We start from the raw sequence: 22,962 nt of genomic DNA, 5'->3' as shown, positions 1-22,962 counted from the left end.
TGCCTAATTTTAAAATAGGGTATTGTACCGCTACTGGAAATACAGGCAATTATCACTAAGTATTACTAAAAAGGACGCTAATGCGTCCTTTAGTATAAAGATTGATGGTTAATTACTTCCCATACATGGCATTAATTTCATTATGGTATTTACTGTAGATCATTTTACGGCGCAGCTTTAATGTGGGGGTGATTAAGCCGGCTTCCATTGAAAAGGCTTCATGTAATAGGGTGAATTTTTTAATTTTTTCAAAACCGGCCAATTCATGTTGTAACTCTTTTAAGCGCTGCTCAAAATGAGCGACCACTTGTGAATGACGCAACAAATCAATCGGATTTTCAACATAAATACCTTGGGCATGGGCCCAAGATTCTAGGGCGGAAAAGGCTGGCACAATAAGCGCTGACACGTAATTACGCGCATCGGCAATAATGGCCACCTGCTCAATAAACGGGCAACACCCCACTTTACCTTCAACCCGCTGTGGGGCAATGTATTTGCCGTTAGAAGTTTTCATCAGTTCTTTAATGCGATCGGTCATAAACAGATTACCCTGCTCATCAATGCGGCCAGCATCGCCGGTTTTTAACCAGCCGTCTTCAAAGGCTTCAGCAGTATCTTCGGGGCGATTGTAATAACCGCGCATTACCGTGTCGCCACGCACTAGAATTTCATCGTCTTTGCCTAGCTTTATTTCCATGCCATCTAGTGGTTGACCGTTCGATCCCGGCACGCGATTGTCTAAGGTGTTACAGGTTACCGTGGCACTGGTTTCTGTCATGCCATAACCACATAACACTGGCACACTAATGCTGTGAAAAAAGTCGCCGACATTAACGTCTAACGCCGCGCCGCCCACTGGCATAAACTTCAAACGGCCACCCAACACTTGCTGCAGTTTGCGGTAAACCAGCTTGTTGGCCAGTTTCCACTGGGCACTTAACCATAAACTACCTGACGCTCGACCTTGGCTGACTTCAAATTGGCGTTTGCCTACTTTAATCGCCCAAGCAAATAGCGCTTGTCGAGCTTTAGGGGCTTGGCCCACTTTATCGTGCACTGCACTGTATATTTTTTCTAAAAATCGCGGCACCACACATAAGGTATGTGGTTTAACCGCAACAAGGGCTTCTTTAATGCGGTTAGTATCATTTAAATACACATTGTGACCGCCACGACACAGTACGTACATGGTCCAACCACGTTCAAATACATGGCTTAACGGTAAAAAAGCTAATGACACATCACCAGGGGTAAACGCTAATTTACTGTCATGTTGGTTGATCATTGAAGCAAAATTACGGTAGTCCAGCATCACACCTTTAGGATTACCCGTGGTGCCCGAGGTGTAGATCAGCGTGAATAAGTCATTTAAATCTGCCGCGTCGAGTCTGGCTGCTAACTCTTGTGCAATGCTTGGATTAAATTGGGTTGTAAGCAAGTGATCAAAATAAACATGATTATCGCTATTTAGGCTCACGTTCGCGTCAAACACCACAATATGCTTTACGCAGTCTGCTTGTGCGGCAACGGCACATGCCATGTCATATTGTTGTTGGTTACCGGCAAAAATTAATTTTGCTTGGGCATCATTAACAATGAATGCGGCTTGATCTATGGTGCTGGTTGGATACACAGGCACCACCACATTGCGGGCTTTAAGTGCACCAATATCAGCACACGTCCACTGTGGGCAGTTTTGAGCTAAAATCACCACTTTATCTTGCACTTGTAAACCAAACTTAATTAACAACTGTGCCACTGAGTCTGTGACAGTATTGAATGCATTCCAGGTCACAGTATGCCACGGCGCGGGCATATCAAAGCCTTCAAGCGCAATGTTATTAGTTAATAACTGGCTCTGCTGTTGCATGAGTCGTACGACATGGTATTGATCTAGTGACATATTACAGTGCCCTCTTAGCTTACAAGTGTTCCGCTTTTCTATTCTACCTTAAGCCACTAAAAATCATATGAGTTTTTGCTCTATTTTTGAGCTTGAAGTCACGTTCATACTAAAAATTGACAACTTATTAAGCTGTGGTGATGCCATTTTTCCACAATTTTCGCTTACCTCTGGCTAGGGCTCCAACACCTATGGCGAGCAATGGGATGTCGATAAACAATACCCTAACCGCTCTAGCAACGGGTTCGCCTTGGGTATCCACCAGCACACGTTGACCTTTTTTTGATCAAGGCAACATGGCTAGCAACGCGCGCTAAGTCTGAGGTGATACCCAATAAAAATATCACGGCAGCCCCGAATTAAGCACAAGATCAAATAAGTCGTTTATAAGCTGGCGTCTGGCAGCGGGGTCAAGACTCGGGATGGGCTCATCGAGTAATTATAAGTGGGGCGATACGCCATTGTCATAGTTAATGTCATAGTTAATGCCATAGTTAATGCCATTGATTGACACTGAGCAACAGACAATTTTTGCATCGTTTGAGTGACATCTAAATCAAAATAAAAATCAAAATATTTCAGTCAATCTTGTTCGAGTGTTCTATCCCAGTTAAGGTTGGAGTTTAGGTGTAGTTTTTACGTTTATCTATGATGAAACCTTCATAGCCAAAAGGCTGTTGCGGCAAATAATTAATGTGTTCTTTTGCTTATATTGACAGGGCTGTAGGTGTTTAATCGAGAGTTAAAATATCCTCGGTCTCAATACCAACAAGGCCTAAGACACAGCGCATAAAGGGTCGACTGACCGGCACCATTTTAACCGAATAATCTGACCACAGTGCAAGGGTGAAGTGTCATCGACAGATCAACCAACACAGTGTTACCGCGGTAGATTTGTCTTTGGTGGCAAAGAGTTTGCTCACATGATTAACAGTAAAACGGGCTGTTGTTCAAGTTCCATTGTCGACTTCCTTGAGGGTGTTGTTAACAAAATCGACTTAATTACCGCTGTTTTTATTCCAAAATTGTTCCAATAAAATCTGTAACTGGTCATAATCGACCCCTAATTGTCGCGCTTGCTCAACCAATGCGGTTAATTGCGGTGCCAACAAACTACCGCCAGATGTATTATTAGCTGGCGTTCTTGCGGCAATCCGCGATGGCTGACCACGACGGCGTTCAATCCAGCCTTGCTCAGCAAGTTGCTGCATTGCTCGCGATACTGTCATTGGGTTTACCGCTAAATGCTCGGCAAGATGGCGCACCGAAGGCAGAATCTCTTCAGGGTGCAACTGCCCGCCGACAATTAAGCGCACGATTTGATCGTGCAACTGTCGATAGATGGGTTCACCACTGTTAGGGTTAACATTTAATAATTCTAGCATTCGCCTTTAACAACCGTATTAACGCATTGATACACTCATACACTAAATGCTAAGGTAGCATAATCGCCATGAAATGCAAAAAGGAAACATTCCGATGATCAACAGGAAGTTTGTCAACACCGCCTTGGCTCAACCGGTTAGCCGCTCAGGGTTATGCCAATCGGCAACACTTACCAGCCGTTGGCTCGCGGTGGCCATTGTTATTTTATTCGCCAACTATAGCTATGCCGACACACAGGAAGCCAATGAGACTGCGCCCGCTAAAACTACAGCTTGTTACTTAGACGGTTTAGACGAGCAATTACAATGCGGTAAAATGAGTGTGCCAGAAAACCCCAAACAACCTGACGGTAAGCAAATCGACATTCATTTTGCGATTTTGCCGGCGATTAAAAACACTTATCCGGATGAAGCTTTACTCGCCATAGCGGGTGGGCCAGGCCAATCGGCTATCGAAAATGCCGCCAGCTTTAATCGTATGTTGTCAAAAGTCCGCCAGCAGCGTGATATTTTACTCATCGACCAACGCGGTACAGGCCAATCGAACATACTATCTTGTGACGATGACACCACAGCAATACTCAGTATGAATGATGATGATATGGATATCATTGCTATGACTGAAAAGTGCCTAGCTCAAATTGATGCCGACGTGACTCAATACGGCAGTAACTCAGCGTTAAAAGACTTCGAAGCGGTACGCCAATTTTTAGGTTATCAAAAACTGCATCTCTATGGCATTTCATATGGTTCACGCATGGCACAGCTTTATATGCGTCATTATCCAGAAGCCTTATTAACAGTGACATTAGATGGTGTGGTGCCAATGCAACAGAGTGTTGTCGCGATTGGTAGTTCAATAGAGCGTGGCTTAAATGTGTTATGGCGTGACTGTAAAAGTACACCGGCTTGCCAGCAACAGTTTCCTGATTTGGCAGATGAATACAATAAAGTCGACCAGCTGTTGGCTAGCGCACCGATTAATCAGCAGGTGCGCGATCCACAAACTAATCAACTTAGCGACTTTCTACTCACCCGCGGTAAGTTTTCTGGTGCTATTCGGATGGCAATGTACATGGCCAATATTCGCGCACTACTCCCCCATGCTATTCATCAAGCGGCACAAGGTAATTATCAATCGATATTAGGCATTTACGCGTTAACCATCGACAGCACAGGTATTGCCATGGGCATGCATGCATCGGTAGTTTGCGGCGAAGACATTCACCGCATTAGCGAACAAATGCGTAAAGATGCCAAAGAGTCGTACATTAGTAGCAGCATGTTAGATGGGTTAGAAAAAACCTGCCAAGCTTGGCCGATGCCAACGGTTGACGATAGCTTTAGCGAGCCCATCCACAGTGACATACCAACCCTACTCTTGTCTGGTGAACTAGATCCCGCCACGCCACCCAATTGGGGCGCCTTAGCGCAAGAGAAACTCACTCAGTCAAAGCACTTGATTGCCCCCTACGCGACTCACGGGGTGGCTGGTCAAAGCTGTGGTAATGATTTAGTCGCCCAATTAGTTGATCAAGGTTCGGTAAAAGACCTCGATGGCGCATGTTTACAAAAAGACGTACGTCGCAGTTTTTACCTCAACGCCAATACTGTAGAAGCACTGCCGGTTACCGACAACCCAGCCGACATCGAAACCAATCTCGACACAACGGCGCCAGCGAATATCGCTACAGATAAGGAATAGTCATGATTACTGTTGCAAACTTAACCAAAAAGATTGGCGATATTCAGGCATTAGATGATTTAAGTTTTAGCGCCGAAAATGGTCAGATCACCGGCTTACTCGGCCCAAATGGCGCCGGTAAAACCACCTGTTTACGCACCTTGTTTGGATTGCTCAAACCCGATTCAGGCACTGCCACGGTAAATGATATTGATGTAGCCGATGATCCGATTGGAGCCAAGAAGCAGTTGGGTTTATTCCCCGACCCTTTTGGTTTGTACGAGCGCCTTACCCCACGGGAATACATTAGCTTTTTTGCCGAACTGAGCGGTATGTCGCGTAAACAAGCTAAACAAGCCACCGCAAATGTCATTGCACAATTGAAGCTTGAAGACATTAGCGACCGTCGCTGCAAGGGCTTTTCCCAAGGTCAACGGATGAAAACCGCCTTAGCACAAGCGATTGTACATAGACCAAGTAACATTATTTTAGATGAGCCGACTCGTGGACTCGATGTGATGAACACCCGCCTATTGCGCGATATCTTGCTACAACTCAAAGCCGAAGGGCATTGTGTACTGTTTTCAAGCCATGTAATGCAAGAAGTCGCCGCCTTGTGTGACCGCGTCATCGTGATGGCTAATGGTAAAGTGATCGCCATGGGCAGCCCTGACGAACTGTGTCAGCAAACCGGCAAAGACTCACTAGAAGATGCATTTATCGAACTTATCGGTACTGACGAAGGAATTGCAGCTTAATGAAAATGATACTCGCAATGGTGCGCAAAGAACTCGTCGATGCCGCACGTGACAAGCGTTCGGTAATGGCTGGGCTGTATTACGCCATTGGCACCCCGCTGCTCATGTGTGGCATGTTTATGGTGTTAATTGGTCAACTGTCTAGCCCAGAAGATTTAAACATCAATATAAACAACGCAGATAATGCACCCGATTTAGTACGCTACTTAAGCAATAACGGCATTAACCATGGTGAAGGCGAAGACGCCAACAAAATCACCTTAACCATTAGCGACGATTACGCCACCAACATGGCCAAAGCCAAACAAGCTGAAGTGTTATTAATCGCCGATAATTCAGATGAGAAGCTGCAAAAGTCTATCCGCCGACTAGAACGTCAGCTGCAAACTTATAGCGCCGAAATGGGTAGCATACGGCTAATTGCACGAGGTATTAATCCACGTATTACCCAACCACTCAAAATCAATGTCGAAGACCAAGCCACCCCAGATTCTAAAGGCGGGATGATTTTAGGCATTGCCATTTTCACCATGATGTATTCGGTGTTCATCTCGGGCATGAACCTTGCTATCGACACCAGTGCCGGCGAGCGTGAGCGTAATTCACTGGCACTATTACTCAGCCACCCAATGAGCACCCGCCAATTAGTGATAAGTAAAATCATTGCCGTAAGCTGCTTTGCGTTACTTGGCTTAATCCTGATTTTATTAGTCTCTAAAGTGGCGTACGCCTTTGTCCCGTGGCAAGAAATAGGCTTTACCGTCAATATTACCCAAGACTTTATGGGCTTAATGTTCATTGTAGGGATCCCGGTTGCCTTGATGGCCGCAACCTTACAACTGTATGTGTCGTTTATGGCTAAAACCTTTAAAGAGGCGCAGTCATATTTAACCATGGTGCTGTTTGTGCCACTGGCACTATCAATTGCAGCCAGTTACAACATCGCCCCAGATGTATTGCAGTGGTTACCCGTATCGGGCCAGCAACAAGCCTTAATGGACTTTATCAAAGGTCGTGAAATTCCGATGCTGCAGCTAATTATTTCATCAATCACCACGCTGATCATTGCCATTGCATTAGCCGCAGGTTTAGAAAAGTCGCTTAAAAGTGAAAAAGTCGTCTTTGGCTTATAAGAGTTGGTTTATATCGATGTGATCCCAGCCTTGACGGCTTGAGATAAGGCTGGCTGATTTACCCGTAATCATTAACAAGGATGGTTTAACAGGGAATATTAACAACCAATAATGACGGACAACGCTATCGCGATTATCTGTTGGCATTCGTTGTTATTGTCGGCACGACAGCATCTGAAATGTCTAAACACTATTTAGAGCATAAACAACAAACTGACACCGGCAGCGTTGCTGAGCTTAAAATCCAAAACCAAGCGCTGACTGAGCGAGTGCCAGAGTGAGTGAAACGCGTTAGCGACAATGGCGTTAAGCTGAAGCAGCCGTTTAAACAGTTGTAGTGTTTGCACTAAAGTCCAGACACCTAACTACACAGGGAGGGTTGTCGGCTATTTCTGTTGGCTAATAGCATTCATTTGAAGTCAATAAATAGCTGATAAATAAACTATTAACCAAATTTTTAATCAATTAATATATTCCAGTAAATGCTGGACAATCGCGATGACCTTAAGAGTTAATCAACGAAAGTTCTGACAACATACTAGCAATAACAGCACATATGCAATTAGACATGAAAACAATGAAAAAGCTTGAATTGCCATTGTACGTTTAGAGGGATTTCATGCCTTAACTCAAATAATTTATAACGTTTAGTATGCCAATAAATATAAATATAATGTTCAAAATCCAACATAAAAACATTCAATAAATAAAAAAGGCCCTTCCTCTAAATTTTTCTATACGCTTTTAAAGTAATACTTATATAATAAAGGAGAAGTCAAAATAATCATCAAAAAACTTGATAATAAAAATTTTATCTGTTAAAAATCCTGGATAACTATCATACTCAGATAATATTAGATCTAAATATTAAATTCCCATCATAAAATTATTTTATAGTTGGATATATGTAATCTAAAATAACCATAGTAACAAAACAGAGTGAATCAATCATAAAAATGATATAATAAACTTTAAAAATACGTGTTATTTTAGTTGGTACACAATCTTTTAAATGAAATAAATTATACCGCTTTGCATACCAATCAAACATAAAAACACTCGCATAATGAAGCGTTCCATGTCCTGTTAAAAAGATGTTTAATGAGAAATATTCACGTCCATTTTCTAATATCCCTTCAACTGACTTAATACGTTTTTTGTATATATATAACAACATAGGCAACAAAACAAATAAACCTAAAAATACAAAGCTGCCACCTAATAAAAGCCCTATAAGATCTGTTATTGACATTATTTTTCTATCACCTCGTACAAAAGTTCTGCTTTATCTCCTATATAATGACCCCCATGCTTCGCCCCAAAATATCCTCCAACACCACCGGCGACTATCCCACACCATAGTAAACTAGTCCCGCCACTAGGAAGACCAAAAACAATTGAACATAAACCATAACTTGCAATAAAACCACCGCCAGCGCCCCCGACAATAGATCCAGCGCCTTTGCCCGTCTCAACATATTTAGCTTTAGTACACTCAAGACCTGTACCTTCAAGACAAGCTCGTTGGATATTTGCTGTTGCCTCAACACCCGTTAATACAACGCCTACATATCCAACACGCTTTAAGTTTTTTGCCATATTCGCTACAGTTTTATAATGTTCAGCAAAAATAGGAATATTTTGAGCATGTCCGCCCATTTTATCCCAACGTCTAATTAAACTTTTGCTACTTAAACCTAATTGAGTTCGAATATCTCCTGGCATTAAATTTTCACCAAACGCGGGCTGACCAAAGCGTCTTAAAGCATTCTTTAAATTAGAAAAGATAACCTTCCTTCGATGTTGAAACTCAGGAGACCTCAAGTTACCTTTTGCGTTATAAGTCTTAACATACGTCTGCTCTAAATTTTTTAAGTTCTCCTTTACAAAGCTAACATGCGAGTTCCAAGTGTTATTAGCTACGCCTAATAATAAGCCGTTATATTTAGCAACATTACTGAGTAAGTCGTACCGCTTGGCCAAAACTTCTTTTTCAATCTCATCAAGCTCTCTCAACTTTTTATCAATAACCAACGCATACTTTTGAAACTCTTGTTCTTCTATTGTGCACTCAAATGTATTTAAAGGAGAAATTAAAACGATTTGACCAGGCTTAGCAAAGCCATCGATTAGATGAGAGTTAACAAATTTAAAATGCTCAAAGGTTTCTTTTGTTGGCATGTTGTATAGCGCAAGGATCAATACATTGACCGCCATACGCTTCTCAACAATATGTATTGCAAGACCACTTGGTATTGCAGAGGTATTACTCATAAAACATCCTTGCTTTCACGATTTAGTCCTTCAATATTTAGATCTATATTTTACACCTATGCCTCTAATTTTCTATTATCAAATAGGATATAAATACCTTTACCTCCACATCATAATGGTTATAAAGCGTATCGTATGGGTCTTTTTATCCTCACGACACGCTTTAACATAGCAGAAACTGAATTTTTTTAATTACTTAGCTTTAGGTCTAAATGGCTTGATCACTGCTTCGTCACACACCAAAAACGGTCCATCCATTAAGTCGATACAGTATGGAATGGCTGGGAATACCGCATCTAAACATTCGCGAATAGACTTAGGTTTACCGGGCAAATTGACAATCAGCGAATCGCCGCGTAATCCTGCAGTTTGACGTGATAAAATAGCAGTTGGTACAAACTTTAATGACTCGGCGCGCATGAGTTCACCAAAGCCTGGCATCATTCTATCGCACACAGCTTCGGTAGCTTCTGGGGTAACATCGCGTTTGGAAGGACCCGTTCCACCAGTGGTCACGATTAAACAACAATCTTGGTTGTCGGCTAAATCAATTAATGTGGCTTCAATAACGTCACCCTCATCTGGGATCACCTTGTAAACAGGTTCCCATTCAGAGGTTAAGTATTCAGTTAATACATCAATAATAGCTTTGCCCGACAAATCTTCATATATACCCGCGCTGGCACGATCGCTCACGGTAACGATGCCTATTTTAGCTTTGCTCATGGTTATCTTTCCCTAATGTGGGTAAATCAATCTCAGCTAGAGTTGAGGTTAAATCAATAATGCACTTATAGACCGACAATCTACCAAATAAATGTGAGTTCACAAAATAACAGATCGATAAATAGATCACTGTTTCAGTATAAACAATGACTTCGTCTAATAGAGTATTTATACTATATTACCTTTTTAGTTCGGCTTAGTTTACATGCTAGGTTGCTGATGACTATTAAATCGAGATAACAATATGCATACTAACCGACAGCGCGGCTTTACCCTTATCGAACTAGTTGTAGTGATCATTATTTTAGGTATTTTGGCTGTGGTTGCTGCGCCGAAGTTTATTAACCTAAAAAGTGATGCGCTTATCGCCAATTTAAATGGTTTGCAAGGGGCGTTAAAGTCGGCCAATACCTTAGTGTATTCTAAAGCAGTATTAACTGGTCAAGAAAAGCTCGAACCCGGTTCGGTGGCAGTTAATGGCACACCGATTAGCACCACTGTGGGCTACATTACATCTTCACCAGCCAATGTAGCAGCGGCTATTGACGGTTCTTTTGAAGTGATGACTGGTGCACAAGATGAGATTACCGCGGACTGGGGATTATTTAATGATCCAGGAAAAACCATGCATATTTACCCTAAAGGATATGGCAATACGGGTAACTGTAGCTTGCTTTACAATGTTGATTCAACGAATACCACCGAACCGACGTTTTACAGTATTACCAGCAGCGGCTGTTAGGGCTATATGAACAAGGAGTAACAAACAAAAGAGTCAATATTGAGAGAAGATTGAGACGGTAAAAGATACTGTGAAAATTACAGTATCAATTGATTTACTGAATGGCTAGCCTTAGTAACCGAGTTAATAAGCTACTGAATAAGCTACTTAGGATTGACGTATAAAATTAAAATACCTGCAATCGCCATGCTAGCGACTTGCTGCAACTCTTCAATGCTTGCCCCTTCTGATGCCTGAATCGACATTCCCTGAAACAAGGTGCTAATGAATCGCGCTAACACTTCAGGCTGACAATCTGCATTTAATTCACCTTGATGCTTGGCTTGCTCAAATCGGGCAATCAACTGGAGCTTATGTTGCGCTTTGCGCTCTAAAACAGCTTGTTTAATAGACTCGCTCGCCTCACTACATGAAAGGGTGCTGTTAATTAATGCGCAACCTTGAGGGTGGCTACAGTCAGTAAACTTGGCTGCAGCGCCAAGCAATAAGCCGCGAACCACATCAGCAACATATTGATGTTTAAAAGCCGTATTAAATAATGAATCTGGGCGGTTTTCGTATAAATCGATGGCTTTTAAAAATAGCTGCTCTTTATTACCAAATGCGGCATACAGGCTAGGCTTCTTGATCCCCATAGCCTCCGTTAGCTCGTTTAAAGAAGTCCCTTCATATCCATGACGCCAGAAAACATTAAGCGCTTGCTCTAATGCTAAGTCGATATCGAACCCACGAGGGCGACCAACGCAAGCTGCTTTTGTGATTGTCATAAATAGTACCTCATATATTAACGCAGCTTTACTTATCAGAAACTTAACTGGCTTTCTAATGACAAATAACCCGCATACTTTAGCATAATATTAAGCCATCTTAGGGTTAATATTGTGCAGATTTGTCGCAATTATAACAATTGAACAAGTATTGATTAACGCTATTTCATCGCAACAAATCACCTTGTAAGTAGTGATGTTACTTTATCTTCCCGCTAATTGAACCTCTTGTCAAAATAATTTAATACCTGTCGGTACAAAAGTCATTGACAGGGTTATTTTAATCTATATATTACCGTTCGGTACAGAACATTTTTTACCTATCGGTATAAAATTAATCCGCACACCAATATAACGACCCTATAGCCTGCTGAAAAAAACGTAAATGCTATTGATTAAAGGACCGCACCATGAAGACGTTAACATCAATTAAAACCACTTTATTAGTCAGCCTAACGGCATTGCTATTAGTGGCGTGCGGCGAACAACCTGCACAACAAGCCAATACATCTGCAGCGCCTAAGGTAGATGTTGCTAACGTGCTTTATGAGCGCATTACCGAGTGGGATCAATTTACCGGACGCTTACAAGCCCCTGAAAAGGTCACTTTAGTGCCTCGCGTATCGGGCTATATTGAATCGATTAACTTTAAAGAAGGCGCGCTAGTGCAAAAAGGCGATGTGTTATTTACCATCGACTCGAGTGTTTTTATTGCTGAATATGAACGCCTTAAAGCAGAATTAACCAGTGCTCTATCGGCCAATCAACTCGCTAAAAATGACTACGCACGGGCAAATAAACTTTTTTATCAAAAAGCGGTATCAGAAGAGCTAATTGATACTCGTCGCTCTACTATGCATCAAACTGCGGCAGCGGTTGCGTCAGTTAACGCCGCATTAACCCGCGCACAACTTAACGTTGAATACACCCATGTTACCGCTCCCATCACGGGTCGTGTTTCATATGCCAACGAAACCGCAGGTAACTTCGTTACGGCAGGACAAACACATCTCACCAGTTTAGTATCAACATCGCATATGTACGCTTATTTCGATATCGACGAGCAAAGCTATTTAAAATATGCGGCCTTATCGTTCGAGAATAAACGCCAGAATCCTCGTTTAGGTAACAATGCCGTGGTTATGGCGCTTGCCAATGAAACCAGTTTTAATCACCAAGGCGTGATCGACTTTGTTGATAATGCAGTAAACCAACAAACCGGTACTATTCGTGTTAGAGCCAACTTTGCTAATCAAGACAATCAGTTACTTCCAGGCTTATTTGCTCGCATCAGCATTGCTGGTAGCGAGTCGTATCAACGTATTTTAATTGACGACAAAGCCATTATGACTGACCTAAGCAACAAGTTTGTCTTAGTGGTAAGCGACAAAAATATCCTTGAATATCGTGGTGTTAGCCTCGGAGCGAAACTTCATGGTTTGCGTATTATTACCGCAGGGTTATCGCCTAACGACACCATCGTGGTTAATAGCCTGCAAAAAGTACGTCCCAACGTCACTATTGAGCCAAACCTGACCGAAATGGCAGGTGACGGTCAGCTTGAAGCCTTGCATCAAGCGCAACAAATCCTCGATAACCAGCCTCTCACAGCACAAGTTGCTGATGACGCTAGTCAAGGTTAAGGAAACTACACTATGTTGTCTCAATTTTTTATTAAAAGACCGATTTTTGCCGCGGTTCTGTCGCTACTGTTCTTTATTTCAGGCGCGCTGGCGGTATGGCAATTACCGATCACCGAATACCCTGAGGTAGTACCGCCAACAGTCGTTGTTACGGCAAACTACCCAGGCGCCAACCCAAAAGTAATCGCCGAAACGGTTGCGTCACCGCTGGAGCAAGAGATAAACGGCGTAGAAAACATGTTGTACATGTCTTCACAAGCCACATCCGATGGCCGCATGACGCTAACCATCACCTTTGCGATTGGTACTGACGTTGATTTAGCTCAAACCCAAGTGCAAAGCCGGGTAGAGCGTGCAAAACCTCGCTTACCAGAAGAAGTACAACGCTTAGGTATTGTGACCGAAAAGTCATCACCGAGTTTAACCATGGTGGTGCATTTAACCTCGCCCGATAACCGTTATGACATGTTATATCTGTCTAACTATGCGGTATTGAAAGTGAAAGACGAATTAGCTCGTATTACCGGTGTGGGGGCGGTGCGCGTATTTGGCGCAGGTGACTACAGCATGCGTGTATGGCTAGATCCTAATAAAGTGGCAGCAATCAGTTTATCTCCGAGTAATATTGTTGCCGCTATTCGTGAGCAAAACCAACAAGCAGCAGCAGGAAGCCTAGGCGCACAACCTAGTGGCGACAGTGATTTCCAATTATTGATCAACGTTAAAGGTCGTTTATCCAGCGTTGAAGAGTTCGAGAATATTATTATTAAAGTGGGCGATGAAGGTCAGATCACCCGTTTAAAGGATGTTGCTCGGGTTGAATTAGGCGCATCAACTTATGCCCTACGTTCAATGTTAGACAATAAAGACGCTGCTGCACTACCTGTTTTCCAAGCATCGGGTTCAAACGCGATTCAAATATCTGATGATGTCCGTTCTAAAATGGCTGAATTGTCTCAGGCATTTCCAGAAGGATTAACCTACGACATCGTCTACGATCCAACCGTGTTCGTCCGCGGTTCAATAAAAGCGGTAGTGCAAACACTGCTCGAAGCTTTATTGCTGGTAGTACTCGTCGTGGTACTGTTTTTACAAACGTGGCGCGCATCCATTATTCCATTAGTGGCCGTTCCGGTATCGCTTGTGGGTACCTTTGCCTTTATGCACCTATTGGGCTTCTCACTGAATGCCTTATCATTATTTGGTTTGGTATTAGCCATCGGTATTGTCGTTGACGATGCTATCGTGGTGGTTGAAAACGTTGAACGAAATATCTCTGACGGTTTATCTCCTGTTGCTGCCACCCAAAAGGCAATGAAAGAAGTGACCGGCCCGATTGTCGCCACCACACTGGTTCTAGCAGCAGTATTTATTCCAACCGCCTTTATGTCAGGTTTAACCGGCCAGTTTTATAAGCAGTTCGCGCTGACGATCACCATTTCCACCTTTATTTCAGCGATTAACTCGTTAACCCTGAGCCCTGCATTATCGGCATTACTGCTTAAAGGTCATCACGAGAAAAAAGATGTGCTTACTCGTGGCATGGATAAACTGCTGGGAGGCTGGCTATTCAATCCATTTAATCGCCTGTTTGCGCGCATGTCTGAAGGTTACGGTTGGCTGGTTAAAAAGATCATCCGTTTTGGTGCGGTTGTCGGCATTATTTATATCGGTTTAGTCGGCTTAACAGGCTTACAATTTGCCAACACCCCTACTGGTTATGTACCAGGGCAAGATAAACAATATCTTATCGCCTTTGCACAATTGCCTGATGCCGCGTCATTAGATCGCACTGAAGCTGTCGTGAAAGAAATGTCACGAATTGCCTTAGCGCAACCTGGTGTCGCCCATGCGGTAGCCTTTCCAGGCTTAAGCATTAATGGCTTTACTAACAGCACCAATAGCGCCATTTTGTTTACCCCGTTGGATGACTTTGCCGATCGCAAAGATCCATCATTATCAGCAGGCGCAATTGCAGCAGCGTTAAATCAACAGTTTGCCGCCATTGACGGTGCGTATATTGCGATTTTCCCACCACCGCCAGTACAAGGCTTAGGCACCATTGGTGGCTTTAGATTACAAATTCAAGACCGGGCAAACTACGGTTATGAAGAGTTGTATAAAGTGACCATGGAAGTGATGCAAAAAGCATGGGCAACGCCAGAGTTAGCGGGGGTGTTCTCGAGTTATCAAGTGAGTGTGCCACAACTTGACGTGAACATTGATCGTACTAAAGCCAAACAACAATCGGTGTCGTTAGACGAATTGTTTTCCACATTACAGGGTTACATGGGCTCGGTTTACGCCAACGACTTCAACCAATTTGGCCGCACTTATCAAGTTAAGGTGCAAGCCGATGAGCAGTTTAGACAAACGCCAGAACAAATAGCCCAACTTAAAGTACGCAACAACCAAGGCGAAATGGTGCCTATTGGTTCATTTATTAATGTGACCAATACATCCGGGCCTGACCGAGTCATGCATTACAACGGTTTTACCACTGCAGAACTTAACGGTGGTGCTGCGCCAGGATACAGTTCTGGTGAGGCACAAGCTGCGATTGAAAAAATATTGGCAGAAACCTTACCCAATGGCATGACTTACGAGTGGACAGAGATCACTTACCAGCAGATTTTGGCCGGTAATGCGGGTACCTATATTTATCCGTTAATTATCTTATTAGTGTTTATGGTATTAGCGGCGCAATATGAAAGTTTAACCTTGCCATTAGCCATTATTCTTATTATTCCAATGACACTATTGTCAGCATTAACAGGGGTGCTTATCTACGGTGGCGATAACAATATCTTTACCCAGATTGGTTTGATTGTACTGGTGGGGCTGGCAACCAAAAACGCCATTCTGATTGTTGAGTTTGCCAAGGAGTTACAAGACAAAGGCATGCAACCATTAGAGGCGATACTTGAAGCGGGTCGTTTACGTTTACGGCCTATTTTAATGACCTCGATTGCCTTCATTATGGGGGTGGTACCTATGGTATTCTCGAGCGGACCAGGTTCAGAAATGCGCCAAGCAATGGGTGTTGCAGTATTCTCTGGCATGATTGGGGTGACTATTTTTGGCCTTATCCTCACGCCACTGTTTTACTATGCTCTGGCTAAGCGTGGCAAACATAACGCCGAGTTAGCTGAACCAGTCGAGTCGCACGACTAAATACCTAATGGGATCAATCATCACAAAAAAGAGCTAACCCTAGGGTTAGCTCTTTTTTATTGCCCTGCCACTAACTCAAGCATCTGCTGTACATGAACCTTATGCCAAAATATAAATAGTTAAAACAAATTAATAACTTAGATGAAATAGCATTAGGTAATCTAACCCTTTAAAATATAACCGATGTCGACATTCACATTGAAGAGCACCTGCTCATTAGGCTGATGGCGCATTATAAATTGTCTTGCTGTTGAACATGATCAACAAGACTGGCTATCGACATGTTTTGCTCAAGCGTTGGGTTTTTTAAGCGTGTTGCAAACCAAAAACGCGGCTTCCAATAGATATTATTCAAACTCGAAATTTTGACCCCTTTTTTAGTCGAGGCATGTAAAAAACGATTGTTGCCCATGTAAATACCGACATGGCGAACGGTTCGAGTGGTTTTAAAAAACACTAAATCGCCCGTTTGCAACTGAGCTCGCGGCACCTCTTTACCCATAATACGCTGCGCGTTTACAGTACGAGGTAATTTGTCACCGACAATATTAAGGTAAGCCAAATACACAAATCCTGAACAATCAATACCGTTTTTACTCAGCCCACCTAAACGATAAGGGGTACCTTTCCATTCGTTATGAAAACTTAGCAGGTTTGACTCGCTCCATTTTGGCGGCGGTTGCAACATAGGCGGTACCGCCACAGGTATAGGCGCAACCACAGGAGGCTTTGCCGCACACGCAGACAACAACACCACTACACAACCAACTAATAATCCTTTAGTCAATTCGACCCACTCCAAGACCCGAAAAATCACCCAAAATATAAACGTGTCACAATAAGCAATCAAAATCACGCTTGCCGATATAGACGTTTAACGAGTCATCATTTGCATGCACTGCACTAAAGCCCGTTTAGTCGCTATTTTATCCGCTTTAATTTGTGAGCGTAGCATAGTTCCTTGCCAGTTTGACCAAAAAACACTCGCTAATATTGATGCCGATAAGTCGGCACGAATATGCCCTTGTTGTTGACCTTGTTGAATAAGTGCACTCAATAAACCTAACCATTTATCGTAAAGATGAGTCAATGTTTGATGCAATAATGGTGATTGTGGACTCACCTCAACCATCAAGTTACCGATAACACAGCCGCGAGGCTGATGACCACTAAAAAGCTCATCAATGAGTTGATGATAGCCATTCAATAGCGTCGATAAATTGGCTTTAAAATTCGCACTAGGATCAATCGCAATGGGTTGAATGCGTTGTTGGAAATAATGTTCGGCAACGGCAGCTGCAAACGCTTCTTTACTGGCAAAATAATGGTAAAAAGAACCTTTAGGAATGCCGACTTCATCGAGGATCAATTTAATGCCTACGCCACTGTATCCATGCAAAGCAAAAAGCTTTTCGCCTACGGCACAAATCGACTGTTTACTGGTGATATTTTTGTTCATAGGGCCTCCCATTTTAGTGACAGAATAAACAAGAATAGACCAGTCGTCTACATTTTTGCGAAACATCGAGTCTGTTATTGTATTGTCATGGTAAAATAAGCATTATTAGTGAGTATTTGGCTTAATACTCTCGTCCAGCCGTTGATTGTCGGTGCGTTTCAGCGCAACCGTGGTCGATATGCTGATGACCCCTTTTCTGGCACTGTTTGCGCTTGTACAACACGCTTCAGCTGCCACTTAACAACAAGATACAAGTACATATCAACGCAGTAAAATAACCGCTTGCGGTATTAATTATCCCAACCAAAAGCTAGCGACTTAGCAAACATTCGCTAAAGGTGTTTACTGACATTAGGTATAAACACCTTTAGGGACTTGGGCTTGACTTTAATACACAGATCTTCAGATTCAAATAACTCACCGTCAATCACATATTGGCATGACGAATCAGTATTTAAGTAGATTTTCTTGGCTTGTACATGCCGAATACCACTCACTTGATCATCCTCACGCGCTCCGGTTAAGCCAGCAAATAGCAGCTCGGTCATACTCAATAATTGTTGTTGTGATACTTCACTCGACTCAATCCAAGTAATGTCTAACAAGCCATCGGTGATATTGGGTTCACCATTACCTTGTGCTAACAAACTGGTAAAGGGTGCAGCATTGGCAATCACTAGGCTAGTGGTGTTAATCACTTGAATTTCACCACCATCAAGCTGTAACCTCATCGACAATGGTTGGTTTTCTTCTATCGCCTCCCACAAACCATTAAGATATGCCCACTGGCCTAGCTGATCTTTTCGGTCACGATCAGCTTTTTCAATCATTTTTTGCTCAAAGCCTAATCCCACCAGCAACAACATCAACTGATTATTACAAATGGCGGTATCAATTCGCTGACAATGACCTTGAATTAAAATATCAAGCGCTTGCGACACAGGAACCAACTTACTGGTTACGCCAAATAAGGTATGACTTAGTGCGTTGGTGGTTCCCATCGGAATAATACCTAAGAAAATATCAGTATCGACAATAACCGATGCCACCTCGTTAACTGTGCCATCACCACCGCAGGCCACAATAATATCCGCACCCTTGTTTTTGGCATGTTCGGCGAGTTGCCCAGCTGACTTATCTTTGGCGGTATGCAGCACTTCAAGCTGAAAATAGTCCGACAAGGTTTGGATTATATGATCAGCTTCATCATGCCACTTGCCACCACCTGACACTGGGTTAACAATTAACCAAGCGCGTTTGTGGATGTTAATTTGGTTCCGGCTATGCATTTTCTCTACCGCAGCCAACTGCCATTTATTTAACCGTGCCGTTTGACGAATATTATTAATGGATTTAAGCACATCACTAAAATCACTGTGTTGATCACGACACACCAAATAAGCCGCTAACACCAACACAGAACGTCCTCGACCTAAGGCACAATGCACCACCACATTTTTGCCGTTACCGACTTGAGTGTGCAACCAATTGATGGCTTGATTTAACTGCGCGACAGTCGGCACGCTGTGATCCAATACGGGAATATTTAAATAGGCGATATGTTCATCAACCAAGGTCCACTCTAATGCGTCAAATTCGGCAGTAACATCCAAAATCGCATCAATTTTTCTTTCCTTAAGCAGGCTAATATCACTCGGAAACAATCGACAAGCCAAATACAACTGCTTATCAATTTTTTGGATTGCGGGCACTTTATCGTGCTGTCTCGCCCAAGCGTTATACACTTGGCAACCCATTAAAAATGGAATAAAACTCCAACTGATATACCAAGGAATACTGCCATCTTGGCTTTTACGGAATATGCCTGCGCTATTAACCCAATACGCCGAACTCACCAGCCCCAAAGACAATGCAATCCAGCCAAAAATGAGCTTAAGTACCACGTAAGGAAGCGCCACACATAAGCACAAAGCCAATAATACGCCAAGGGTATAATAATATTTAATATGAATTCGGCTGAGCATGGGGGTCCTCCTGCGATAGAAAAGCAGCACATGTGTGCTGCTTGGGCTAATGCTTATTGTAATAACACTCTGGTCTCTTCGCGGCAGTCACTCAAGTATTCCACTTCAGCTTACATTAGCGTAAAGGCAATTACCCCTACATCAATAATCCTAAGCTAAAAAGCTTAATGGCTCTGAACGGATAAAATAGTTAATTAGATAGATTTGGTAGTTAACAGTCTGGATCTTCTGCTTTCATACCTTCTTTTACATCTTCACATGCATCTTCAACAGCATTACCTGCATCTTGCATCATTTCATCCACTTTCTCGCCAGCATTCTCAGCTTTGTTATCTGAACAGGCTGATAAACCTGCGGTTAAAAACACCATTAAGCTTGCCATTGTCAGTAATTTTAATAATTTCATATTCATCTCCAAGATGATGGTTGTAATCGAATAATTTTATATCGCTAACCTTATCTCGAGTTAAGAGATCAGGTTAACTACTATGCTCGGGGACCTTTGCCTCTAATCGCATTGGCTACTAATGAAATCACCAGTAACACAATAAAAATAAAGAAAATAATTTTCGCGATACCTGCTGCGGCACCGGCAATACCCGTAAAACCCAATAGACCCGCTATAACGGCTATAACTAAAACATTAATGTCCAGCCCAACATAAAAACCTCCTTGGTGTACGGTTCACATTGTGATGTGCGTTGAATTTACGCTGACGGTTGACACAAATATCTTATCTCTATCGTCAAAATTAACAATTCACACCACGACTATGTGTTAGTTAAAGCTAACATTGTGCCAACTTCAACAAAAAACTATAAGACCATGATTTGTAGATATTTTAATTTAAGGTAAGAAGATCAATAATGAAGAAGCCATAGTCGAGCAGGCAATTTTTACCGATGATACGGTAAGGATTTCAGGCTATCACGGTTAGGTAGCGAAATATCGATATGTAAACAAAAATGCATCTATTAGCTGTAATGGCTTACCCTTTATGAGGCAACTTAAGTGAAATTAAGGCAGCAAGAGCGACAAAACTACTGGATATCCATAAACAGGCTTCTAAGCCATATTCTTGAAACACCCAACCTGAAAGTACTGTACCCATTAACCGTCCCATGGCATTAGCCATATAGTAAAAACCCACATCCAGTGACACTCCATCACTGCTGGCGTAGCTAACGATTAAGTAGCTGTGCAGTGATGAATTAATCGCAAACACCGCGCCAAATAACAATAAACCCGCTATTAATGTTACCTGGATATAAAAGTCAAAATGCAGAGTGAGAGCAATAGCCGCCGGGATCAGTAATAAGTAGCTTGCCCATGCAAATGCAGCTCGACCGCTCGGCACTTTGCCCTGCCGTTTACCGGTGAAATAAGGTGCAATAGATTGTACGATCCCATAACCAATTACCCAGCTAGCCATAAAGCCGCCAACCCACCAATGATCCCAGCCAAAGGTTGTGGCTAAAAATACCGGTAATGCCACCACAAACCATACATCTCTGGCGCCAAACAAAAACATCCGCGCCGCCGACAGTAAGTTAATCGCCTGACTTTTCGAAAAAATATCTTTGAATTTGGGTTTGTTTTTAGCTTTGCCTAAATCATCTTTTAAGGTCACTAAACTAAATAACCATACAATGCCTAATAACGTGGCCATTAACATAATAGCCCCTCTAAATCCCAAGCCCGTAAGCAACACACCACCTAAAAAGAACCCCACCCCTTTTAAGGCATTTTTAGAACCGGTTAACAGCGCCACCCACTGATAAAGCTTACCCTCGGCATCTGCTGGCACCAGAGTTTTAATGGCACTTTTGGCGCTCATTTTATTCAAATCTTTGGCGATACCCGACAAGGCCTGCGCTGCCATCACGTAAACCACTGTGAGCATGTCAGCAGGCACGGTTAGCATGGCTAACGCCACGATTTGCAGGCCTAAGCCAATATTCATGGTGTTATTAAGGCCAAGCCTTGCCCCTAACCAACCGCCAATAAGATTGGTGATCACCCCAAAGATTTCATAAAACAAAAACAACATCGCAATATTTAACGGGCTGTAACCTAGCTGATGAAAGTACAGCACCACCAGCATACGCAAGGCGCCATCGGTTAAGGTAAATGCCCAATAATTAGCGGTGATCAGCAAATACTGCTTTATCGATGGTGGTAAGCTACGCAATGAAACCAGCCCCATGAACGCTATTCCTTATCAGCTAAGCCGACTTTGCGCGCCAGCTCTGCAGTGCGATTAGCGTATCCCCACTCATTGTCGTACCACACATACAGCTTAACTTGGGTGTCATTGACTACCATGGTCGACAAGGCATCGATAATGCTTGAACGTGGGTCGGTTTTATAATCTACCGACACTAATGGACGTTCTTCATAGCCCATAATGCCTGCAAGTTCTTGTTGTGATGCCTGCTTAAGCAGCTGATTTACTTCTTCAACTGTAGTGCCTCGCGCCACTTCAAACACGCAATCGGTAAGCGAAGCATTAGCTAACGGCACGCGTATCGCATGGCCATTTAACTTGCCTTTTAGCTCAGGAAAAATATGGGTGATGGCAGTCGCTGACCCCGTGGTGGTCGGAATTAAACTGATGCCACAAGCCCTTGCGCGGCGTAAGTCTTGATGCGGTGCATCCAAAATAGTTTGGGTATTAGTAATGTCGTGGATTGTCGTCATCGAGCCATGCTTAATGCCAATTTTCTCATGGATCACTTTCACCACTGGCGCCAAACAGTTGGTGGTACAAGATGCCGCGGTCACTATAGGGTGGATGGCTTTATCGTATAAATGCTCGTTTACACCCATCACAATGTTTAACACGCCGTCTTCTTTTACTGGCGCAGTCACCACAACCCGTTTTACACCTTGATCTAAATAAGCTTGCAGCAAGGCTGTGGTTTTTATCTTACCTGATGCTTCAATCACCACGTCACATTTTGACCAATCGGTATCTTTAGTCGCAATATTACGACTACAAGGAATGGCGTTACCATTAATCACTATCGCCTCCCCATGATGGGTCGCCTCATGATGCCAACGGCCATGCACTGAATCAAAGGTCATTAAATGGGCCAAGGTCGCAGCGTCGCCAGCAGGATCGTTAATGTGCACTATTTCAACATCGTCCCAATCATATGCAGCGCGCATAGATAAACGTCCCATACGGCCAAAACCGTTAATGCCTATTTTTATCGTCATAATGGTGTCCTACTAAATAAAGTTAACTAACCTCATATATGGTCTCCTCCCGTATTGCAAGGTATAACTCATCGATAACAGGGACAGGATTGCTGTCATATATA

20 protein-coding genes and 1 pseudogene are annotated in these 22,962 nt (G+C 42.9%); 7 read left to right on the top strand and 14 right to left on the bottom strand.

The window, feature by feature from the left end; all coding sequences use genetic code 11:
• Positions 1–112 precede the first annotated feature (112 nt).
• The 3 genes from AAEY93_RS05870 to AAEY93_RS05860 form a co-directional block, all read right to left on the bottom strand.
• On the bottom strand, positions 113–1,906 hold the full coding sequence (locus AAEY93_RS05870; RefSeq protein WP_124012878.1) for an AMP-dependent synthetase/ligase: 1,794 nt from the start codon (positions 1,904–1,906) through the stop codon (positions 113–115).
• A gap of 127 nt (positions 1,907–2,033) precedes the next feature.
• Positions 2,034–2,174, bottom strand: a complete 141-nt coding sequence (locus AAEY93_RS05865) for a hypothetical protein (protein ID WP_157822234.1) — start codon at positions 2,172–2,174, stop codon at positions 2,034–2,036.
• 730 nt (positions 2,175–2,904) lie between these two features.
• The gene (locus AAEY93_RS05860; protein WP_124012879.1) at positions 2,905–3,291 is read right to left on the bottom strand and encodes a GntR family transcriptional regulator; all 387 of its coding nucleotides are present in this window, start codon (positions 3,289–3,291) and stop codon (positions 2,905–2,907) included.
• A gap of 94 nt (positions 3,292–3,385) precedes the next feature.
• On the opposite strand from AAEY93_RS05860, the gene AAEY93_RS05855 reads away from it, so the two are divergent.
• From AAEY93_RS05855 to AAEY93_RS05840, 4 genes are all read left to right on the top strand, one after another.
• Positions 3,386–4,996 carry an alpha/beta hydrolase gene (locus tag AAEY93_RS05855; protein ID WP_124012880.1) on the top strand — a complete coding sequence of 537 codons (1,611 nt, stop codon included), beginning with the start codon at positions 3,386–3,388 and terminating at the stop codon, positions 4,994–4,996.
• Positions 4,997–4,998: 2 nt separating this feature from the next.
• Complete coding sequence (locus tag AAEY93_RS05850; RefSeq protein ID WP_101033385.1) at positions 4,999–5,733, top strand: ABC transporter ATP-binding protein; 735 nt, start codon at positions 4,999–5,001, stop codon at positions 5,731–5,733.
• Entirely contained in the window at positions 5,733–6,866 is a 1,134-nt protein-coding gene (locus tag AAEY93_RS05845) for an ABC transporter permease (protein WP_124012881.1), read from the top strand. The genes AAEY93_RS05850 and AAEY93_RS05845 overlap by 1 nt, the downstream gene beginning before the upstream one ends.
• A 140-nt stretch (positions 6,867–7,006) precedes the next feature.
• Entirely contained in the window at positions 7,007–7,147 is a 141-nt protein-coding gene (locus AAEY93_RS05840; protein ID WP_164839420.1) for a hypothetical protein, read from the top strand.
• Positions 7,148–7,752: 605 nt separating this feature from the next.
• On the opposite strand, the gene AAEY93_RS05835 is transcribed toward AAEY93_RS05840, so the two are convergent.
• The 3 genes from AAEY93_RS05835 to mog form a co-directional block, all read right to left on the bottom strand.
• Positions 7,753–8,118, bottom strand: coding sequence for a hypothetical protein (locus AAEY93_RS05835; protein WP_124012882.1), 366 nt, complete (start codon positions 8,116–8,118; stop codon positions 7,753–7,755).
• Positions 8,118–9,140: a hypothetical protein gene (locus tag AAEY93_RS05830; protein ID WP_124693458.1), complete on the bottom strand. Its 1,023-nt coding sequence runs from the start codon at positions 9,138–9,140 to the stop codon at positions 8,118–8,120. The genes AAEY93_RS05835 and AAEY93_RS05830 overlap by 1 nt, the downstream gene beginning before the upstream one ends.
• Before the next feature lie 192 nt (positions 9,141–9,332).
• On the bottom strand, positions 9,333–9,866 hold the full coding sequence (gene mog / locus AAEY93_RS05825; RefSeq protein WP_101033387.1) for a molybdopterin adenylyltransferase: 534 nt from the start codon (positions 9,864–9,866) through the stop codon (positions 9,333–9,335).
• 244 nt (positions 9,867–10,110) lie between these two features.
• Between mog and AAEY93_RS05820 the strand changes: the two genes are divergently transcribed.
• Positions 10,111–10,608 carry a prepilin-type N-terminal cleavage/methylation domain-containing protein gene (locus tag AAEY93_RS05820; RefSeq protein ID WP_351075398.1) on the top strand — a complete coding sequence of 166 codons (498 nt, stop codon included), beginning with the start codon at positions 10,111–10,113 and terminating at the stop codon, positions 10,606–10,608.
• Positions 10,609–10,751: 143 nt separating this feature from the next.
• On the opposite strand, the gene AAEY93_RS05815 is transcribed toward AAEY93_RS05820, so the two are convergent.
• Positions 10,752–11,375: a TetR/AcrR family transcriptional regulator gene (locus tag AAEY93_RS05815; RefSeq protein ID WP_124012886.1), complete on the bottom strand. Its 624-nt coding sequence runs from the start codon at positions 11,373–11,375 to the stop codon at positions 10,752–10,754.
• 410 nt (positions 11,376–11,785) lie between these two features.
• On the opposite strand from AAEY93_RS05815, the gene AAEY93_RS05810 reads away from it, so the two are divergent.
• Both AAEY93_RS05810 and AAEY93_RS05805 read left to right on the top strand, forming a co-directional pair.
• Positions 11,786–13,018: an efflux RND transporter periplasmic adaptor subunit gene (locus AAEY93_RS05810; RefSeq protein ID WP_124012887.1), complete on the top strand. Its 1,233-nt coding sequence runs from the start codon at positions 11,786–11,788 to the stop codon at positions 13,016–13,018.
• A gap of 12 nt (positions 13,019–13,030) precedes the next feature.
• A complete protein-coding gene (locus AAEY93_RS05805) occupies positions 13,031–16,192 on the top strand; it encodes an efflux RND transporter permease subunit (RefSeq protein WP_124012888.1) in 3,162 nt (1,053 codons plus the stop codon).
• Between the two features lie 232 nt (positions 16,193–16,424).
• Here the strand turns inward: AAEY93_RS05805 and AAEY93_RS05800 are convergent, their stop codons facing one another.
• The 7 genes and pseudogenes from AAEY93_RS05800 to AAEY93_RS05770 form a co-directional block, all read right to left on the bottom strand.
• The gene (locus AAEY93_RS05800) at positions 16,425–16,979 is read right to left on the bottom strand and encodes a C40 family peptidase (RefSeq protein ID WP_233768594.1); all 555 of its coding nucleotides are present in this window, start codon (positions 16,977–16,979) and stop codon (positions 16,425–16,427) included.
• Positions 16,980–17,066: 87 nt separating this feature from the next.
• Positions 17,067–17,651, bottom strand: a complete 585-nt coding sequence (locus AAEY93_RS05795; protein ID WP_164839421.1) for a TetR/AcrR family transcriptional regulator — start codon at positions 17,649–17,651, stop codon at positions 17,067–17,069.
• Positions 17,652–17,983: 332 nt separating this feature from the next.
• A complete protein-coding gene (locus AAEY93_RS05790) occupies positions 17,984–19,636 on the bottom strand; it encodes a diacylglycerol kinase family protein (RefSeq protein ID WP_124012890.1) in 1,653 nt (550 codons plus the stop codon).
• 211 nt (positions 19,637–19,847) lie between these two features.
• A complete protein-coding gene (locus AAEY93_RS05785) occupies positions 19,848–20,042 on the bottom strand; it encodes a hypothetical protein (protein WP_011639406.1) in 195 nt (64 codons plus the stop codon).
• Positions 20,043–20,122: 80 nt separating this feature from the next.
• A pseudogene (locus AAEY93_RS05780) lies at positions 20,123–20,298 on the bottom strand (DUF1328 family protein).
• A gap of 326 nt (positions 20,299–20,624) precedes the next feature.
• Positions 20,625–21,842 (bottom strand): organoarsenical effux MFS transporter ArsJ, encoded by a 1,218-nt coding sequence (arsJ, locus tag AAEY93_RS05775; protein ID WP_351075396.1) that lies wholly within the window; start codon positions 21,840–21,842, stop codon positions 20,625–20,627.
• A gap of 5 nt (positions 21,843–21,847) precedes the next feature.
• A complete protein-coding gene (locus AAEY93_RS05770; protein ID WP_124012892.1) occupies positions 21,848–22,858 on the bottom strand; it encodes an ArsJ-associated glyceraldehyde-3-phosphate dehydrogenase in 1,011 nt (336 codons plus the stop codon).
• Positions 22,859–22,962: the final 104 nt, after the last annotated feature.

The sequence above is a fragment of the Shewanella sp. CAL98-MNA-CIBAN-0140 genome (assembly GCF_040309905.1).
Lineage (GTDB): Bacteria > Pseudomonadota > Gammaproteobacteria > Enterobacterales > Shewanellaceae > Shewanella > Shewanella psychromarinicola.
The sequence above is the reverse complement of the archived record's forward strand: the minus strand, read 5'-3'. Positions and strand labels throughout refer to the sequence as shown.